The organism is Aquirufa nivalisilvae (genome assembly GCF_004307455.1).
GTDB classification, from domain to species: Bacteria; Bacteroidota; Bacteroidia; order Cytophagales; family Spirosomataceae; genus Aquirufa; species Aquirufa nivalisilvae.
Genome location: NZ_SEWX01000005.1, coordinates 744,742 through 763,849, shown reverse-complemented (window position 1 = coordinate 763,849; position 19,108 = coordinate 744,742). Strand labels below are relative to the sequence as shown.

Genomic DNA, 19,108 nt, shown 5'->3' with positions numbered 1-19,108 from the left:
GTCTCCACGGAGACCTTTTTCTTTTTTAAACAATATGTGTAAATAATTCTTCTTTTGGCCAGCGTACTTTTTTGGCATTGACCATAAAGTCGGAAGCCTCATCTCGCTCACCTATTGCCATCATTAAAACAGCATGCAATCCTTTTTCTTTGAGATTTAAAATCTCATCCACTTCGGAAGGTTTGAATCCCTCCATAGGGGTGCTATCAATTTCTAGTTTGGCAGCAGCAACTAATGCTGTACCTAAAGCGAGGTAAACTTGTTTATCCATCCATTTAACTTGATCTTCCACAGGTCTACTAAGCAAAGAGCCTGCAATGGCATCTTTATAGGCTTTCAGGTCAGCGACGTCGACATTTCTTGTTTCGGAAACTAATTGAATGAAAGCATTAATTTTTTCAGCTGTAACTTCATTCCAAGCGGCAAAAACCAACAAATGCGAAGATTCTACAATTTGCGGTTGATTGTATGCGGCAGGTTGAATTTTCGCTTTTAATTCTTGGTTTTCAATCACAAGAATTTGATATGGCTGTAAGCCAAATCCTGATGCAGATAATTGAATGGCTGATAAAAGGGATTCAATTTTAGATGCGTCCACTTTTTTTCCATTCATTCTTTTGGCGGCATAGCGCCATTGCAAAGCATCTACTAAAGACATAATTTTAGGGTATAATTGTGTTAAACAAAGCTTAGCCTTTTTAACAGGCTAAGCTCGTAAATTGTTTTATTCAGAAACTAAAGTCACTGCTAAAGAGAAATCATCAAAGATGGCTTTATCGCCAATTGATTCGAAAAATTTCTTAGAACCAAACTTGATGTCATAGTCTGTACGGTCAATCGTGATGTTAGCTTTCGCACTCACTTTGCCATTGTTTACTGTAATTTGAGCAGGAAACGTGATCGCTTTTGTGATACCTTTGATAGTCAAATTGCCACTTACTTGGTTGCCAGCTACTTTGGTGATAACAAATTGTGCAGTCGGGAATTTTTCAATCTCAAAAAAGTCACCAGAAGAAATATGACCTACAAATTTCTTGTTGTACTCAGGATCAGTAATATCCTTACAAACAATCGATTTCATATCAATAGTGAAATTACCACCAGTGATCTGATTTTTATTAACTACTAATTTACCTGCTGAAATGCCAATAGTACCAGTGTGCTCACCAGTTACTTTTTTTGCATTCCAAACAATGCTACTAGCTTTAGTAGAAACTGGACTTGTACTAGGAGCAGCAATAGATGTTTGAGTAAATGCCACAAAGGCTAAGGCGGAAAGAATAAAGCTTACTTTTTTCATTGTTGATTAATTTTAAAAGGGTTTTAATTGAATTGAATAGAGAAATATAAAATTGTTGATGAATTGTAATGCGTATTTAATTTCTAAAAAGGTCCAAAAGTTCATTTAGTTTGATTAAATCTTCTTGAGTCATGTGCTCAAAACGTTTAACCCACTGATTTTGAATTTCATCCACTTGTTGAAGTAAGGCAAGTCCTTCAGGAAGAATGAGGACATCCACCGCTCTACGGTCATTCGGACATTCTCTTCTGAGGACCCATTTTTTTTCTACCAACTTATCGACCAAACGAGAAGCATTGGATGTTCGATCCAACATGCGCTCAATGATGGCCAGTACTGTCATGGGTTTTCCATTTTGACCTCTTAAAATTCGAAGTACATTGTACTGCTGCATCGATAAGTCAAAAGGTTTCAACAATTCTTGTTGTTGGTAGGCAATCCAGTTACCTGTGAAAATCACATTAACAATGGCTTTAGCCTCTTCTGAGGCAAAGTTGGTTTGTTGTAATTCGTTTGCAATTCCCATATCAGTATAAATTGATGTTGCAAAATTAAATGTAATTACATTAAATACAAATGTTTTTAAATATTTTTTTTGAAAATGGGCCTACATGAATCAAAATCATGTATTTTTGATTCATGTCAAGCTCACTATCTCTCCAATATCCTCTAATTTTAGCGTCAAATTCTCCTCGCAGAAAAGAAATTTTAACGCAGGCAGGTTTCGATTTTACCGTTTTGCCAGCTGATATTGACGAGTCGATTGATGCAGCTTGGCAGATAGAAGATGTGCCAGGTATTTTGGCAGAAAAGAAAGCCAAGGTTTTAGCGGAATCATGTCCGAATCAATTGATACTTGCTGCAGATACCATCGTCGTGGTGGATGGGCAAATTTTGAATAAGCCGGCAGATAAGCAGGAGGCCCGAGAGATGTTGTTGCAACTTTCAGGCAAAGATCATGAAGTTTTTACAGGAATATCGCTCATTGGACCCAATGTAGCTGATACTCAAGTGGATCGAGCCGTAGTTTCATTTAGAAACTTGTTGGATTGGGAGATTGATTGGTACGTGAAAGGCGGTTCATCTTTGGATAAAGCGGGTGCCTATGGTGTACAAGATTTTATTGGTATGGTGGGAATCAGTCGATTAGAAGGTTCTTTTTATACCGTGATGGGTTTACCAATTCATCGAGTATATCACATGATGCAACCCTATATTCTGGAAGGTCGACAATCAATATTATCTTTTTAAAGAAAATTTAGATAGAAAAACTCTCTCCGCAACCACAGGTACGTGAAGCATTCGGGTTTTTAAATTGGAAGCCTTTGCCATTTAAGCCATCCGAAAAGTCTAATTCAGTACCAGCTAAGTAAAGGATGGATTTTTTATCAACCATCACTTTAACTCCTTTGTCTTCGAAAATCATGTCTGAACTTTGTGGCTCAGCCGCAAAATCCAACTGATACATTAATCCAGAACATCCGCCACCTTCAACTGCCACTCGGATGTTGTACTCTTCAGTTAAACCTTCTTTAGATCTTAACTCTTTAATACGGTCTGCCGCTAAATCAGATATAGTTATCATGGTGATGAATTTTGTATTTGATGCAAAATTAGAAAAAAAATGGAGAATAATCGCTATTGTTTAGAGTGAATCTAAATAAGCTATGGTTTTTCCAAGGTATAGGTTATAATTTTGTGATTCAAAGCAAGAATCAAATACAAACATTATGCTGTCAATTAAAAATTTACATGCTTCTATTGGAGAAAAAGAGATTTTAAGAGGAATTGATTTAGAAGTAAAAGCAGGTGAAGTACATGCCATCATGGGACCCAATGGTTCAGGTAAATCCACCTTAGCATCCGTTTTAGCGGGTCGAGAAGATTATGAAGTTACTGAAGGTACAGTACAATTTTTAGGTAAAGACTTGTTAGACTTAGCTCCTGAAGCCAGAGCTGCAGAAGGTATTTTCTTAGCATTTCAGTACCCAGTAGAAATTCCAGGTGTATCAACTACCAATTTCTTGAAGTCTGCAGTGAATGAAATTCGTAAATACCGAGGAGAAGATCCGATGGATGCGGTTCAATTTTTGAAGATGTTCAAAGAAAAGATGGCTTATGTTAATATCGATCAATCTCTTTTGAGTAGAGCTTTAAACGAAGGTTTTTCAGGAGGGGAGAAGAAGCGTAATGAAATCTTCCAAATGGCTGTTTTAGATCCTAAATTGGCTATTTTGGATGAAACAGATTCAGGATTAGATATTGATGCATTGCGTATTGTAGCGGAAGGGGTTAATAAATTGAAAAGTCCGAATAATGCGACCATTGTCGTTACTCACTACCAACGTTTACTAGATTACATCGTTCCAGATTATGTACATGTACTTTATAAAGGACGTATAGTGAAATCTGGAACCAAAGAATTGGCTTTGGAATTAGAAGAAAGAGGTTATGATTGGATTAAATCTGAAGTAGATTAATAAGATATGTTATCAGCTGAATTAAGTACAACATTACAAGATATTGCCCAGACATTAGGTTTGGAATCTGACCAAGGTAAAGCTTTGAGTCAGTTTCTAGCCAAAGGTTTTCCTACGTCAAAATGGGAAGAGTGGAAATATACTTCATTGAAAGATTTTAATGGAATTGATCGGAATTGGTTTCCAAAAGGAAATTCCAATTTACCTGTTTCAGCCGATTGGGCAGAATTGATTATTCGTTCATCTGATGCTTATCTAAGCATAGATAAGGCTAGTTCAAATGATGGGATTGAGGTACTGAGCTTTGATGAATTTGTTCAAAAATGCCCTGAATTCCAGATGATTTGGGCCAATAAAAACCCTATTTTAGATCAGAATTCATTATATGATTTGAATGTGGCACTTTGTCCACAGCATACGGTTATTTGGATTAAGAAGGATGTTGAAATTGCCCAAGCTATTCTACATCAATATCAAGTAAATTCGACTGAAAAAGCATCTTCTGTACAATCAAGACTGCTAATCTATGTCGAAGAAGGAGCAAAAGCTAGTTTAATTGAGCAACAAACTTCTACAGGTTCGGCAGATATCTTATCCAACTTTGTTCAAGAGATATTTGTTTCTAAAGGGGCTCAATTTACTTATTTGAAGGATCAAGATTTCCAACAAGGGGTAAGCCACATAGACCATACCTTTATTTATCAAGCAGAAGGAAGTCAGGTTGATACATTTACGTTCTCCTTAAACGCTTCTTTGATTCGAAATAATTTACATTTCTACATTGATGGTCCACAAGTAGTTTCCAACTTGAACGGCTTATATGTTCCAGGAGAAAATCAATTGATGGATTCTCACACGGTCGTGGATCATAGAATGCCCCATGCTGAATCCAATGAATTGTATAAAGGAGTATTGATGGGAAATGCCACCGGCGTGTTTAATGGAAAGATTTTTGTTCGTCAAGACGCACAAAAAACCAATGCATTTCAATCTTGTCGAAATGTATTAGCTTCTACTAGAGCTACCATGAATACGAAGCCGCAATTGGAAATTTGGGCAGATGATGTAAAATGTTCGCATGGAACTACTACTGGCCAATTGAATGAAGAGGCCTTATTTTACATGCGTTCTAGGGGAATTTCATTAGCAGCTGCTAGAACTTTATTGCTATTGGCATTTGTTCAAGAGGTAATTAATAAAGTGGAGCATCCTGTTTTGAGAGAATCTCTAACAGAGAAAATAATAGCTAAAATTCAACAGTCCGTCGATTTGTCAAATTAGTATCATGGCCAGCATTGAACAAATTCGTTTAGATTTCCCCGTGTTAGACCAACAAGTCAATGGTTCACCATTGATTTATTTTGATAATGCCGCCACGACACAAAAGCCCCAAGTTGTTTTAGATGCGCTGAATAAGTATTATTCTGAGGATAATGCCAATATTCATCGGGGAATACATGCTTTGGCAGAAAGAGCAACAGCAGCATTTGAACTGACACGTAAAAAGATTCAATCCTTTTTACATGCTGAATCAAGTGATCAAATCATATTTACCTCAGGAACTACAGCAAGTATCAATTTAGTAGCTCAAACCTATGGTAGAGCTAATTTTGAAGCTGGGGATAAAATTCTTGTTTCTAATTTGGAGCATCACTCCAACATTGTGCCTTGGCAAATGATTGCTTTGGAAAAAGGAGCAGAGGTAATGGTTATTCCAGTGCTCGACTCAGGAGTGTTGGATTTAGATGCTTACCAGAAATTATTACAAGAAAATACCGTCAAACTTGTAGCGGTCAATCATGTTTCCAATGCCATTGGAACGATCAATCCCATTCAAGAGATGATTGCATTAGCTCATGCACATGGAGCTAAGATTTTGATTGATGGTGCACAATCGGTCGCACACATGGAAATGGATGTTCAGCGTTTTGATATGGACTTTTTTGCCTTTTCAGCTCATAAATTATTCGGTCCAACTGGGGTAGGGGTTCTTTATGGTAAACGCGACTTACTGGAATCAATGCCACCTTATCAAGGAGGAGGGGAGATGATCAAAGAGGTGAGCTTTTCTGGTACAACCTACAACGAATTACCATATAAATTTGAAGCAGGAACGCCTAACATTGCGGATGTAATAGCTTTTTCGGCGTCTTTTGATTACCTGAACTCTTTGGAAAAAGGTTGGGTGGAAGAGCAAGAAAATGCATTGTTAAGCTATGCGACAGAACAATTAAGTCAAATCGATGGTTTGAAGATCATCGGTACAGCACCCAATAAAATAGCTGTAGTAAGTTTCTTAATTGAAGGAACTCATCCTCAAGATATAGGTGTTTTATTAGACAAATTTGGTATTGCAATTCGAACAGGACACCATTGTGCACAGCCTTTGATGCAGCGATTTGATATACCTGGAACTTGTCGGGCTTCATTCTCGTTCTACAATACTAAAGAGGAAATTGATCGATTGGTTGCTTGTTTGAAACGAGTTGTTACAATGTTATTATAATATGGCTTTGAGTATAAACGACACCCAGGAAGAATTGATTGAAGAATTTGGTCTTTTTGACGATTGGGCTGATAAGTATGAATATTTGATTGACCTAGGTAAGAAATTACCCGGATTGTCAGATGAATTTAAGACCGAAGAAAACGTCATTAAAGGTTGCCAAAGTCGCGTTTGGCTTCATGCTTTTATGCAAGATGGAAAACTGATTTTTCAAGCTGATTCGGAAGCAGTCATTGTAAAAGGACTAATCAGTATGTTGATTCGCGTTTTATCTGGGCACAGCCCAGCTGATATCATGAAAGCTGATTTATACTTCATTGATCAAATTGGAATGAGTCAACATTTAGCTCAAACCAGATCCAATGGATTGTTGTCCATGGTAAAACAAATGAAAAATTATGCACTTGCTTATTCTTCACAAGCTTAAGATATGGAAAATACGACACCAAGTTCAGTGCTAACTGAAGCAGATTTAAAGGAAAAGGTTGTACAGGCCATTAAAACAGTATATGATCCAGAGATTCCTGTGGATGTGTATGAATTAGGGCTGATTTATGAAATCAAGATTTTCCCAGTTAATAACGTGTATGTACTGATGACTTTAACTTCCCCATCTTGTCCTTCTGCCGAAAGTATTCCGGTTGATATAGAAAAGGCAATTCGTGAGATTGAAGGAGTAGCTGAAGTTTCAGTTGAATTAACTTTTGATCCGCCATATTCTCAGGATATGATGTCAGAAGTGGCCAAATTAGAACTTGGCTTTATGTAAATGATTATCACATTCAAATTTAAATAGATTTAATATGTATCCAGAACATTTAGTACATCCTATGAGGATGGATATCGTAGAGGGTGGATTTCAAGAATTGAAACAAGCCTCAGAAGTGGAAGAAGTTTTAGCTAAACCAGGCACCACTTTATTGTTTATCAATTCAGTTTGTGGTTGCTCGGCTCGCACGGCTCGTCCAGGTGTGAAAGAAGCAGTAGCTGCCTCAACAAAAAAGCCTGATACCTTAGTAACTGTTTTCGCAGGAGTAGATCAAGAAGCTACTCAAAAGGCGAGAGAATATACCTTACCTTATCCTCCTTCATCTCCATCCATTGCTTTATTTAAAGATGGGGAGTTGGTTCACTTTGTGGAGCGCCACCACATTGAAGGTCGTTCAGCAGAATTGATTTCAGCGCATTTAGAAGGCGTTTTTGAGGAATTTTGTTAGTATAAAAAAAGCCGAAGCTTAATGCTTCGGCTTTTTATTTTATATGAGCCCAAGCAATGCTTGGGCTTTTGTTTTTTGTGCCATAGCATTGCTAGGGCTTTTAGCTTAGGGCTTAGGAGCACCGCCTACTGCACCTGTATTACTTGGAGCAGTTTCAGCCTTGGCTGCTTTTTTCTTAGCAGCACCTTCATAATCTCCAGCCTTAATTAATGACATTTTTAGTAAGTCCAACGTTTTGCGAGTCGCTTGTAAAATTTGCTCAGAAGTTAAAGCATTTACTTTTTTATCTAATTCCTCTGAGAATTTTAAACTACGATTCAAGAATAAATTATTATTCAACGTATTGCTTAACGAATTGTCTTGAGAGCGAGCCACTTGTCTACCTTGTAACCAAGATTTTTTCGCTTCTTCAATTTCTTTTTCGGTATAACCATCTTTTAAGATTTTTTCAATTTCTTCTTTGAAAGCAGCTTCTAATTTGGCTAAGTTCTCAGGTGCATAGATCGCATAGGTTAAGAAACTACCTGCTTTATCAATTGGATGAGCACTAAATTGTGAAGCAACACCATAAGATAAACCTTCTTTTTGGCGAATTCTTTGCATTAAGCGGTTTGCAAGGCCAGGACTACCACCTAATATGTAGTTACTAATTTCCAAAGCTGCAAAATCTGGATCTGTATCAGAAATTTTTAATGGTTGATATGCTACAAAAAATGCATTAGCCTTATCCGGAGTTTCAATGGATTTAATGATAGGTTTGGCATCTGTAACAATTTCAGGTATTCTCGTATAAGGCTTAAGAGATTTCCAAGTTGAAAACTCAGTTTTAATTAGGTCTTTCACCTCATTTTCATCAAAATCTCCAACTGCAGAGAATGTAGCTGAACTTGCTCCATAAAAATTCTTATAGAATGAAATGGCATCCTCTAATTTAGCGGCACTATATAGGGAACTTTGCTCAGCTAAAGTAGGATTGTATCTAACATCATTTTTAGGGTAATGTGCTGTCCTCACTTGGTTCAAAGCCTCAATAGCTTTCGCTTGTGGATCGCTTTTTTGAGCATCAATTTGAGTTAAGTTTTCTTGCTTTAACTTTTCAAATTCATCCGCAGGGAAAACAGGAGTCTTTAACGCTTCAGCTACTAATTTAAGCGCAGGTACTAAGTTTTCATGGGTAGTTTCAATAGATACATTAGCTTGAGTAGCACCACCAGTGATAGTGACACGAGCTTTTAATTTATCAAGTTCATCTTGGAATTGCTGACGAGTATGCTTCGAGGTCCCTTTAGTCAACATATCTGCTGCTAAATCAGCTACTGTCGCAGTTCCTAATAAGGATTTTTCATCACCAAATCTCAAAGTCATACGAGCATAAACCGAACTACCTCTCGTTTTCTTGGATAATAATGCCACTTTGACCGATCCAATTGTTTCTTTTTTTGTTCTAGAATCAATATTACTTGGAGATGGATCAAATGCTTCACCTTCTGCAACGGCTGCCCTTCCTTTGAAGTCTTTTAAAACCACTTCTGCTTCATTTGCTTCTGGGATTTCAGCACGCTCTGGTTTTTCTGTTGGATAGAAAATACCTGATGTACGATTGGATGCTTTGAAATATTTTTGAGCCACTCGCTGAACATCTTCAGCTGTAACCTTTTCTACTAAATTTCTTGTATGAAATAATAAACGCCAATCTCCTTGTGCGATGTATTCAGATAATCCAACACCTACACGTTGAGCATTGTTTAATAATAATTCAATGTTCTTGATGTTTTTTAATTTAATACGATCTACGTCAGCTTGAGTAGGAGGAGTTTTAGCAAATTGCTCAATCGTCTCCAACATAATGGTACGTACAGAATCTGCTGATTTATCTTTAGGCACCTCGGCACCAAAATAAACCAATCCAGGCTCTTTTAACTGGAAACTAAAGCCAAATTGAGAAGCCGCTTTTTTAGTGTCAATCAACGCTTTGTAAAGCCTTCCTGAAGGGGCATCAGTCAATAAATCAACAAACACATCGCATGCAATGTAGTCTGGATGCAAACCAGATGGAATATGATAAGCTGCACCTACCGCTTGAACATCACCAACACGACGAAGAATAACTTGGCGCTCACCGTCTTGAGTAGGTTCTGCCGTAAAGGTCTTAGTTAAAACACGTTCTGGTTTAGGGATTACTCCGAATTTTTGATTGATTAGATTTAATGTCTTTACTGGATCAAACTTTCCAGCTACCAACAATACGGCATTATCTGGTTGATAATATTTCTTATAATAGGCTTGCAAGTTCTCAATAGGAACTTTTTCAATGTCGGAACGAGCTCCGATTGTTGAGTTACCATAATTGTGCCACAAGAAAGCCGTAGAAACGATTCGGTCATTTAACACAGAACCAGGATCATTTTCACCCATTTCAAATTCATTACGCACAACAGTCATTTCTGTTTCTAACTCACTTTTGGCAATTCTAGAATTGATCATACGATCAGCCTCCATGTCCAAAGCCCAATCCAAATTTTCATCTGTGGCAGCAAATGTTTCAAAGTAATTCGTGCGATCTAACCAAGTTGTGCCATTAAATTGAGCACCATGGTCGGTAATTTCTTTTGCAACATCTTTGTGTTTCTCCTTTGTTCCTTTAAACACCATATGCTCTAATAAGTGAGACATACCTGTTTCACCATAACCTTCGTGACGAGAGCCAACTAAATACGTGATATTTACAGTGATGGTTTGTTTAGAAGGATCAGGAAACAATAATACTTTCAATCCATTTCCTAATCGGTATTCCGTAATTCCTTCAGCAGAAGTTACTTTTTCCGGAATAATTAATGTACTTGTTTTTGCTGTGGCATTACTTGTTTTAGGAGCAGCACCAACTGTTTTTGATTTTTGTTGAGCTTGTATACTACTGATTCCAATAATATACAATAGTGCAATGAGAATTGTTCTTTTCATAAAAATTAGGGTTGGAAAAAAATAAGTATGGAAAATGCCAAAATATAGAGGAAAATTCTAGCAATTAAGTACAAATGGTTTCAAAACTACATGTAAGGTTATTTCTTATACTGTTGAATTAGTTTAAAAATAGCCTTTTGAGTTTCTAAATTGGGGAAAAACTCAAATATGACCTCGTGCTTGTCGTAGTCTAAAAGTAGACCAGATTCTAAGAAATGAAAGGCATCTTTAAACTGACCGGCTTTTATCAAATAAACAGCAGAACGATAGTATAATTCAGCTTCTTCTGGCAACTCATCAATGGCTGAGAGCATGATATCAGCCGATTTTTCATAATCTTCTAATTCAAAATGCAATTGAGCCCATTTAATCCAAGTTGGAGCAAAAAATGAATCTAATTCAATGGATTTTTGATATGCTTCATCTGCCGATAGTGTATTACCTAGATAGGCTTCAACGTCCGCTAATCCAGTCCAATAGAGCGGATTAGTCTCATTCAGTTTAAGTGATTTTTTTAGGAAATGAAGGGCTTCAAACCATTTGTCTAATTCAGTCAAGCAAACTGCCAAGCCATAATATCCCTCATCCCACAATGGATCAATTTTAATGGCTTCTTTATAAAATTCAATAGCTTCATTGAATTTCTTTTGTCGTTCTAAGCTAGCTCCTAAACAACAATACAATTCAGGATTAGGCTCATCGTATTTTAAACATTGACGGTAATTTTCTTCAGCTTGCACATAATCTTGAAGGTTCATGTGCGTATTACCCAAATTAAACAAGGAAGACCCAAACGTCGGCTCAATGGCTAATGAATATTCGTATGAATCTATCGCTTTTTCGTATTGTTTGAGTTTAGAATAAGCAATACCTAAATTATACCAAGCAGTATAGGAAAAAGGATCTTCATCTATGAATTGCTTGTAAAAAGGAATGCTTTCCTCAATTTTGCCTATATCATCCAAGGAATTGGCTAATTCTACTAATGCATTTTCATTCTCTGGATTAATTTCTAAAGCCTTTTTGAACATATCCACCGCTTCTCTTGGCTTTGACCAAGCATGATAGGTTAAACCTAAGCGAAAATAGACCTCATCCTTTTCCTCAGCTATTTCTAGAGCTGCAAGAAATACTTCTACAGCCGCTTCATGCTGTTGCATTTGACTCAGTAAAGAACCTTTTACCAACATGATTTCTAAATCTGTTGGAAACAACAAAATAGCATTCTCAATTAATTCCATGCCTTCTTCTGGCTTCTGCATGTCGCCCAAAATTTGAGCTTTTAGCGAAATTAATTCCAGGGTATAGGGAAAATGAGTCAATCCTAAATCACAGGCTTTTAAGGCTTCATCGAATTTGGCGTGAATAAAGTAGTGCTCAGCGATTTGTTCCAAAGTCTCAACATCAAAAAACGAATTCTCATGCTGATAAATCATTTTTTCGAAACGCTGAACAGAAGATTGTAAATCTTCTTTGTTTTCATCATAGTTTGGATCCAGCATAAATTTTTGTTGAGATGGAGGAAGCGAACGTTTCCTCTAAAATAAAGAAAATAATTCAGGACTTTAACCTCAATTGGGATTAATTTTGTTCCAAAATAGAAATAAATATGACGCCTCGTGCGATTATCGACTTAGGTACAAACACCTTTCAATTATTGATCGCACAAAAAGCGAATTCTGAGAATGGAATGCTTGTTTTAGCTCATGAACAAAGGGCAGTTTCTTTGGGTAAAGGTGCTATGAAATCTGACATTTTGCAGGATGATGCCATGGAAAGGGCATTTGAAACCTTAAAGGAATTTAAGCAGATTGCCAATTCTTACCAATGCTCAGATAATCAAATTGTTGCCTTAGGAACTAGTATATTGAGAAGGGCAAAGAATACACCTGAATTGGTAGAAAAAGTCCAAAACCAATTGGGCATTCGAGTGGAAATAATTTCTGGAATTAGAGAAGCAGAATTAATTTATCAAGGTATTGAATCATCTTTACCTAAACCTTGGAATTCAACAAGTTTAGTGATGGATATAGGTGGAGGAAGTGTCGAGTTTATTTTATTTCGCTCCAATCAAGTACTAGGAAAAATAAGTTTGGAAATCGGAGGATTGCAGTTACAATCCTTATTTCATGTTCATGGTGAGTATGACCAACAAATAGAGGAAACTTTGGAGTCTTTTATTCAGCAGGCTTTAGAACCTTTGGATCAATTATGTTTGCATGAAAAACCCGAAGTATTAATTGGAGCTGCTGGTGCATTTGAAACCCTTTGGGACTTAGAAATGGCTTCGAGTTTGACAGAAAATAATTCGGCGGGGAGTTCTCATCCTTTGTCAATCTCACAATTTCAGATTAACAAGGCATTGATTGAGAGCATACCTTATTCGGAAAGAGTGAATTTACCAGGGATGAAAAAGTTTCGGGCAAGCATCTTACCTTATGCCAATGCCTTAATATCTCAAGTTTTACAACGGTACCATATACCTAAAATGTGGATTTCAACGTTTAGCCTAAAAGAAGGATATTGGTTTTATTTGCAATCTCAAGCCGATAAATAGGACTAGAGATTTTGAAAAAAAAATCGTAAACTTGTAAACAATTGTAAACCTTATTTAAGACTTATCTTTTATGGCTTTATCGCTAGCTTCCATTCTACTTCAAGCAGGTTCGACCCTCGATTCAGTGTCTGCTGCAGTTTCCGATTCCATTGTTAATGCTCAGCCAGTTCAACAAGCTACCAAAGTAGTGGAAGAGTTTTCTGTACTAGATCTATTAGGAAAAGGTGGATATGTTATGTATCCTATCGGATTCTTATTTGCTGGAGCAGTATTCTTGTTCATTGAGCGCTATTTGTACATTCGTAAAACAGCCAAATTGGATGAGAATTTTTTACATACCATTAATGATATGTTAGTTAATGGGAATGTTCAAGGAGCCATTACCTATTGTAAAACATCCCAATATCCGATTGCCAAATTATTGGAGAAAGGTTTAAGTCGTTTAGGTTCTCCTATTCGTGATATTGAAACAGCAATCGAAAACAAAGCTAAAGTTGAGATTTATAACATGGAGAAGAATTTAGGAATCTTGAGTGCTATTGCACGTATTGCTCCTATGTTCGGATTCTTAGGTACTGTTACTGGTATGATTCGTACGTTTCATAATATTTCTATCTCTAATAAGATTGATATTTCAACCATTGCAGGAGGTATTTATGAAAAAATGGTGACTTCTGCATCAGGTTTAATTGTTGGTATTATAGCCTATGTGTTATATACGCTTTTAATGACTATGATTGATCGTACGATCAATAAAATGGAAATTACGGCTATTGATTTCTTAGATATCCTTCATAAACCAGCTAATAAAGTTTAAGAGGCATGAATTTTAGAAAACGAAATAGAGAAGCCTCAGAAGTTGAAACAGGCGCATTAGCAGATATTTTATTCTTTTTGCTCATGTTCTTTTTGATGATTTCTACCTTGGCTTCGCCTGATGCAATCAAGCTTTTGCTTCCTGAAACAGCTAAACCTGCACCTACACCAGCCAATGAAGTAGTTCGCTTGACGGTTGATGAAAATCGTAATTATTTTATTGACGATAATCCTGTGGATTTTGCCAATTTAGAAGCCGAATTGACTCAGGCTGTATCTGCTAAAAAAGCAGCCACGCTAATTGTACGTATGGATCGTAACCAAACGGTTCAGGAATTGACGAATGTATATGATTTAGCTGCCAAATTGAACCTATCTATGGTCATGGCAGCAGAAAAGAAAAAATAATATGGAGGGCTACGTTCTTATCGCCCTTAAATCAATAGCCGTCTACGTGTTCATCGTGGCGGCTATTCGTTTTTTTGGGAAGCGCGAATTTGCTCAATTATCAGTTGTAGACGTGGTGTTTATTCTGCTTATCTCGAATTCTGTACAAACGGCTATGGTAGGTGAGGACGCTAGCTTACTAGGTGGACTGGTGGCAGCCATGGCACTTTTTTTAATGAATTTCCTATTTAAAAAAATCATTACCTCTAATAAATCTTGGTCAAAAGCCATTGATGGAGAGCCTATTTTATTAATCTATCAAGGTGTATTAAAACCTGCAGGACTAAAAGAGGCAAGTCTAACGATGGAGGAATTAGAAGCTGCTATTCGAGAACATGGGGTGGAAAAAATAGAGGAAGTGAATTTAGCTGTTTTTGAAGTCGATGGAAATATATCTGTTCTTTCAGAAAACTATCGAAAAATATCCAAAAGGAGGCGAGGTGGCCATCGAATTATAGGGAATAATACAGCCTAATCTCGTATATTTGTCGAATTCTTGTCTGTTTGTAGAGGCAAGTATCATTTTTCTCTTCTTAATTAATGGAAAAAATTTTAAAATTCGGAGGGACCAGTTGTGGAAGCGTCGAGAGTATCCAATCCGTCTTATCCGTCATTGAATCCAATTGGAAATCATCAAAACAGTTTGCCGTGGTATTTTCCGCAATGAGCGGAGTTACCAACTCGTTGTTGGAGGCAGGTAAATTGGCATCTCAAGGGAAAGAACCTTATTTGCCATTGATTGAAACCATCGAAACAAGGCATTTTGAAGTCATCAAACACTTCATCCCTTTAAAAGGACAATCTCAAGTTATAGCCCATATTCGAACCTTAGTGAATGAATTAAGGGACGTGTTAAAAGGTATTGCCTTAGTCAAAGAAATTTCTCCTAAAACCTCCGATTTGTTGGTCAGTTTTGGTGAAAGATTATCGACCTCATTAATCACTTCTATCTTAAAAGAAAAAGGTTTGCCTGCTCTTTTTGTAGATGCCCGTCAGTTTATTAAAACCAACGATACTTTTGGTAAATCTGAGGTCGACTTTGTTCAAACCAATGCCTTGATTCATACATTTTTTGAGCAGCATGCTCAGGAAATTTGTTTAATTACTGGCTTTATAGGTTCAAATGCTCAAGGAGAAACAACTACACTTGGTCGTGGTGGCTCAGATTATACAGCTTCAGTGATAGGGGCGGCCTTGGACGTTAAAGAAATAGAAATTTGGACCGACGTTGATGGTATGATGACTGCGGATCCTCGTAAAGTGAGCAATGCCTTTACTATTCCTTCCATTAGCTATGCGGAAGCCATGGAATTGACACACTTTGGAGCCAAAGTGATATATCCACCTTCCTTACAGCCTGCTTTTGCGAAGAATATACCCATTCGGGTGTTGAATACGTTTAACCTGAACTTTAAAGGAACAGTTGTAAGCAAAGAACAAAAGCCTAACCCATACATTATCACAGGAATTAGCTCCATTGATTCTTTGGCATTAGTCAATTTGCAAGGATCAGGAATGATTGGTGTTGCTGGGGTTTCAGCTAAATTATTTACCGTTTTAGCTCGGGAAAAAATATCTGTTATCTTAATTTCTCAAGCTTCATCCGAGCACTCTATCTGCTTTGCCATAGAGCCACAAAATGCCGTTCGAGTAAGTGAAATTTTAGAGGCAGAGTTTGCTCAGGAAATGGCTATAGGTGATATTGAAGGAATCGATATTCAATCTAATTTGTCTGTAATAGCCGTTGTTGGAGAGGGGATGCGCAAGCACACAGGTGTTAGTGGTAAATTATTTTCTGTATTAGGTAAAAACGGAATTAACATTGTTGCCACTGCCCAAGGTTCTTCTGAATTAAATATTTCGGTAGTTATTGAGCAGAAGGATTTATCTAAAGCACTGAATGTTATCCACGAAACCTTCTTCTTTTCTAAGTTAAAAACATTGCATTTGTTTTTAGTGGGTACTGGATTAATAGGAAAGACTTTACTAGATCAATTGGCTGGACAAGAGCGTTATTTGGCCAAATATCGTGGACTGAAAGTCAAATTGGTGGGTATTGCTAATTCTAGACAACAACTCATTCAAGAAAAAGGAATTGATGTAAAAACGGCTTTAGGCCAACTGGCTCAACATGGAAAATCTCAGGATTTACCTGTATTTATAGAAAAAATAAAAGCGCTCAATTTACCAAATTCAATCTTCGCAGATTGTACAGCAGATAAACAAATTTACTCCCATTACTTAGGTTTATTTAAGTCGAATATTTCTGTAGTAACTCCCAATAAAGTCGCTAATTCAGGACCTTATCCATTATATGCTGAACTGCATCAAACGGCCTTAGAAAAAGGAGTTAAGTTCTTATACGAAACCAATGTAGGGGCAGGTTTGCCCGTTATTAATACCTTACAAGGATTAATTGCTTCCGGAGATCGCTTTGAAAAAATTGAAGGAATTTTATCAGGAACCTTATCTTTTATCTTTAATCAATTTAAACCAGGGCGTTCATTTGCTGAGGTGTTGAGAGAAGCGAAAGCCAAAGGTTATACCGAACCGGATCCTCGAGAAGATTTAAGCGGTATGGACGTAGCTCGTAAAATCTTGATTTTAAGTCGTGAAATTGGTTTAAAACTGGAGTTCTCCGATATCACGATTGAAAAAATCATTCCACCAGCTTGTGAACAAGCCGCTACGGTCGATGATTTCTTTTTGGAATTGGAGAAAGCCAATGATTATTTCGAAAAAATGGTGGCATCGGCCTCAGAAAGAGGGCATGTTTTACGCTATATCGCAGCATTAGAAAATCAAAAAATCACGATTGGTTTGCGTGAAATAGATGCTCAACATCCTTTCTATCAAATGGATGGAGCTGATAATGTGATTGCATTTACCACCAAACGATACCATGATCGCCCATTGGTGATAAAGGGACCAGGTGCTGGTGCAGAAGTAACCGCTTCAGGTGTTTTTGCTGATATTGTTTCAATGGGTAGCTATTTAGCATAATATGGAAAAGATACGTGTTTATGCCCCTGCAACAGTAGCTAATGTAGCTTGTGGATTTGATATATTTGGTTTTGCGGTCAACCGACCAGGGGATGAAATTGTATTAGAAAAAAGAACTGAACCAGGAATTAGCATCATTGAAATTACAGGAGATGATGGTCGATTACCCAAGGAAGTAGCTAAAAATACGGCTGGTATTGCCATTCAAAAATACCTAGCGCATATAGGAAGAGAAGACCAAGGGTTTAATTTGTCCTTGCATAAAGATATGCCTTTAGGTTCAGGATTAGGATCATCGGCTGCTTCTGCTGTAGCAGGTGTTTTTGCTGCCAATGAATTGATGGGTAAGCCTTTGACTCAAAAGGAACTTCTTCCTTTTGCCATGGAGGGAGAACGGGTAGCTTGCGGTTCTGCTCATGCTGATAATGTAGGACCAAGTTTATTGGGGGGATTCATCATCATTCGAAGTTATGATCCCTTGGATATTGTTCAAATTGCTACTCCCCTTGATTTATATGCTAGTATTGTGCATCCGCACATTGAAGTAAATACCAAGGATGCACGTGGTATTTTAGATAAAGAGATTTCATTATCAACAACGATTACCCAAATGGGAAATGTGGCAGGTTTAGTCGCAGGATTAATGCTGCCTGATTATTCCTTGATTGGTCGTTCCTTGGTGGATGTGATTATTGAGCCTTCTCGAGCCATTTTAATTCCTCAATTTGCGGAAGTAAAAGCAGCTGCCTTGCAGGCAGGAGCTTTAGGTTGCTCTATTTCGGGTTCTGGACCGTCCTTGTTTGCATTATCCAAAGGAGAGGAAACGGCTCAGCAAGTGGCAGAAGCTATGCGCGATCAGTTTGCACTAGTCGGAATTGGGTCGGATATTTTCGTTTCGCCAATAAATCAACAAGGCCCTATGATATTGCCTAATTAGGCTTTTGGGTGAGCTTGTGCGTAAATTTCCTTGATTTTTTCCATGGAATTATGGGTATACACTTGAGTGGCTGCTAAGTTGGCATGCCCAAGAAGCTCCTTAATCGCATTTAAATCAGCTCCATTGTTCAATAAATGAGTGGCATAGGTATGTCGTAGCACATGAGGAGAAAGTTTCTCTAAGGTACTAATCTCTCCCAACTGTTTTTTAACGAGCCTTTGGACCATCATGGGGTAAACAGGCTTTCCTTTATTGTCTACGATTAAATGTGGACTATCAAATGGGCATAATGTCAAATATTGCTGAATGAGTTGTAGCAGAAATGAAGGGATGGGTATAATTCTTTCTTTATTTCTTTTCCCCAATACACGCAATGTTCCTTGTGCTTGATTAATATGACTTTTTTGAAGTGAAATAAGTTCTGCCAAGCGCATGCCTGTTCCATACAATAAGTATAAAATCAAATGATCTCTGATGGTAGCGAAGTCTTGATTTGTTTCATCCATTCTGGGGTTTTCGGCCATTTCACTTTCTCGTAGAAACTGAGGAAGTTTTTTCCTAGTTTTAACGGTTCGAATGGGTAAAAGGGGATTTTCCTGGATTCGGTCTTTTTGCAGTAAAAATTTATAAAAAGTACGTAGACTAGCTAATTTTCGATTAATACTACGATTTTCAATGGAATTTTCTGACAAATAAACCATCCAAAGTCGGATTTGACTGGACGACACTTGGGTTAATGGGAGGGAGTCATGCTGCTCTTTTAGAAAGAGGCTAAACTGGTTTAAATCAGTCGCATAGGAGGTAATCGTGTGCGGACTGCAGCGCCGCTCCACGGATAAGTGCTCTAAAAAAAAATTGACTACGTCCGAATTCATCACTCGAAA

At 37.4% G+C, this 19,108-nt stretch carries 20 protein-coding genes; 13 read left to right on the top strand and 7 right to left on the bottom strand.

Translation table 11 applies throughout. The features are described 5' to 3' along the window. Positions 1-25: 25 nt before the first annotated feature. From EWU22_RS10230 to EWU22_RS10220, 3 genes are all read right to left on the bottom strand, one after another. Positions 26-658: an NAD(P)H-dependent oxidoreductase gene (locus EWU22_RS10230; RefSeq protein ID WP_130925443.1), complete on the bottom strand. Its 633-nt coding sequence runs from the start codon at positions 656-658 to the stop codon at positions 26-28. 66 nt (positions 659-724) lie between these two features. After that, positions 725-1,300 (bottom strand): YceI family protein, encoded by a 576-nt coding sequence (locus tag EWU22_RS10225; RefSeq protein ID WP_130925442.1) that lies wholly within the window; start codon positions 1,298-1,300, stop codon positions 725-727. A 76-nt stretch (positions 1,301-1,376) separates the two neighbouring features. After that, positions 1,377-1,826 (bottom strand): MarR family winged helix-turn-helix transcriptional regulator, encoded by a 450-nt coding sequence (locus tag EWU22_RS10220; RefSeq protein ID WP_130925441.1) that lies wholly within the window; start codon positions 1,824-1,826, stop codon positions 1,377-1,379. A gap of 113 nt (positions 1,827-1,939) precedes the next feature. On the opposite strand from EWU22_RS10220, the gene EWU22_RS10215 reads away from it, so the two are divergent. Continuing rightward, a complete protein-coding gene (locus EWU22_RS10215) occupies positions 1,940-2,551 on the top strand; it encodes a Maf family protein (RefSeq protein ID WP_130925440.1) in 612 nt (203 codons plus the stop codon). Between the two features lie 7 nt (positions 2,552-2,558). On the opposite strand, the gene EWU22_RS10210 is transcribed toward EWU22_RS10215, so the two are convergent. Next, on the bottom strand, positions 2,559-2,885 hold the full coding sequence (locus EWU22_RS10210; RefSeq protein ID WP_109323223.1) for a HesB/IscA family protein: 327 nt from the start codon (positions 2,883-2,885) through the stop codon (positions 2,559-2,561). A gap of 145 nt (positions 2,886-3,030) precedes the next feature. Here EWU22_RS10210 and sufC point away from each other — a divergent pair, with 145 nt between their 5' ends. From sufC to EWU22_RS10180, 6 genes are read left to right on the top strand one after another with little or no spacing between them, the layout of a single operon-like run. Next, complete coding sequence (gene sufC / locus EWU22_RS10205) at positions 3,031-3,780, top strand: Fe-S cluster assembly ATPase SufC (protein ID WP_109323222.1); 750 nt, start codon at positions 3,031-3,033, stop codon at positions 3,778-3,780. Positions 3,781-3,786: 6 nt separating this feature from the next. After that, complete coding sequence (gene sufD / locus EWU22_RS10200) at positions 3,787-5,061, top strand: Fe-S cluster assembly protein SufD (protein WP_130925439.1); 1,275 nt, start codon at positions 3,787-3,789, stop codon at positions 5,059-5,061. Between the two features lie 4 nt (positions 5,062-5,065). Then, the gene (locus EWU22_RS10195) at positions 5,066-6,286 is read left to right on the top strand and encodes an aminotransferase class V-fold PLP-dependent enzyme (RefSeq protein WP_130925438.1); all 1,221 of its coding nucleotides are present in this window, start codon (positions 5,066-5,068) and stop codon (positions 6,284-6,286) included. A 7-nt stretch (positions 6,287-6,293) separates the two neighbouring features. After that, the gene (locus EWU22_RS10190; RefSeq protein WP_130925534.1) at positions 6,294-6,713 is read left to right on the top strand and encodes a SufE family protein; all 420 of its coding nucleotides are present in this window, start codon (positions 6,294-6,296) and stop codon (positions 6,711-6,713) included. A 3-nt stretch (positions 6,714-6,716) separates the two neighbouring features. Then, positions 6,717-7,055 (top strand): iron-sulfur cluster assembly protein, encoded by a 339-nt coding sequence (locus EWU22_RS10185; protein ID WP_109323219.1) that lies wholly within the window; start codon positions 6,717-6,719, stop codon positions 7,053-7,055. Positions 7,056-7,089: 34 nt separating this feature from the next. Next, positions 7,090-7,503, top strand: a complete 414-nt coding sequence (locus tag EWU22_RS10180) for a BrxA/BrxB family bacilliredoxin (protein WP_109323218.1) — start codon at positions 7,090-7,092, stop codon at positions 7,501-7,503. A gap of 105 nt (positions 7,504-7,608) precedes the next feature. On the opposite strand, the gene EWU22_RS10175 is transcribed toward EWU22_RS10180, so the two are convergent. Continuing rightward, the gene (locus EWU22_RS10175) at positions 7,609-10,464 is read right to left on the bottom strand and encodes a M16 family metallopeptidase (protein WP_130925437.1); all 2,856 of its coding nucleotides are present in this window, start codon (positions 10,462-10,464) and stop codon (positions 7,609-7,611) included. A 98-nt stretch (positions 10,465-10,562) separates the two neighbouring features. Next, the gene (locus EWU22_RS10170; protein WP_130925436.1) at positions 10,563-11,966 is read right to left on the bottom strand and encodes a tetratricopeptide repeat protein; all 1,404 of its coding nucleotides are present in this window, start codon (positions 11,964-11,966) and stop codon (positions 10,563-10,565) included. A 107-nt stretch (positions 11,967-12,073) separates the two neighbouring features. On the opposite strand from EWU22_RS10170, the gene EWU22_RS10165 reads away from it, so the two are divergent. The 6 genes from EWU22_RS10165 to EWU22_RS10140 all read left to right on the top strand — a co-directional run bounded on the left by EWU22_RS10165 (position 12,074) and on the right by EWU22_RS10140 (position 18,224). Continuing rightward, the gene (locus EWU22_RS10165) at positions 12,074-13,021 is read left to right on the top strand and encodes a Ppx/GppA phosphatase family protein (protein ID WP_130925435.1); all 948 of its coding nucleotides are present in this window, start codon (positions 12,074-12,076) and stop codon (positions 13,019-13,021) included. Positions 13,022-13,091: 70 nt separating this feature from the next. Next, a complete protein-coding gene (locus EWU22_RS10160) occupies positions 13,092-13,838 on the top strand; it encodes a MotA/TolQ/ExbB proton channel family protein (RefSeq protein ID WP_109323214.1) in 747 nt (248 codons plus the stop codon). A gap of 5 nt (positions 13,839-13,843) precedes the next feature. Beyond that, on the top strand, positions 13,844-14,245 hold the full coding sequence (locus EWU22_RS10155) for an ExbD/TolR family protein (RefSeq protein ID WP_109323213.1): 402 nt from the start codon (positions 13,844-13,846) through the stop codon (positions 14,243-14,245). A gap of 1 nt (position 14,246) precedes the next feature. Then, positions 14,247-14,759: a DUF421 domain-containing protein gene (locus tag EWU22_RS10150; RefSeq protein ID WP_130925434.1), complete on the top strand. Its 513-nt coding sequence runs from the start codon at positions 14,247-14,249 to the stop codon at positions 14,757-14,759. Between the two features lie 65 nt (positions 14,760-14,824). Next, on the top strand, positions 14,825-17,287 hold the full coding sequence (gene thrA / locus EWU22_RS10145; protein WP_130925433.1) for a bifunctional aspartate kinase/homoserine dehydrogenase I: 2,463 nt from the start codon (positions 14,825-14,827) through the stop codon (positions 17,285-17,287). A gap of 1 nt (position 17,288) precedes the next feature. Next, entirely contained in the window at positions 17,289-18,224 is a 936-nt protein-coding gene (locus tag EWU22_RS10140) for a homoserine kinase (RefSeq protein ID WP_130925432.1), read from the top strand. Here EWU22_RS10140 and EWU22_RS10135 read toward each other — a convergent pair. Further along, positions 18,221-19,099: a tyrosine-type recombinase/integrase gene (locus EWU22_RS10135; RefSeq protein WP_130925431.1), complete on the bottom strand. Its 879-nt coding sequence runs from the start codon at positions 19,097-19,099 to the stop codon at positions 18,221-18,223. The two genes, EWU22_RS10140 and EWU22_RS10135, sit on opposite strands and share 4 nt — an antisense overlap. Positions 19,100-19,108: the final 9 nt, after the last annotated feature.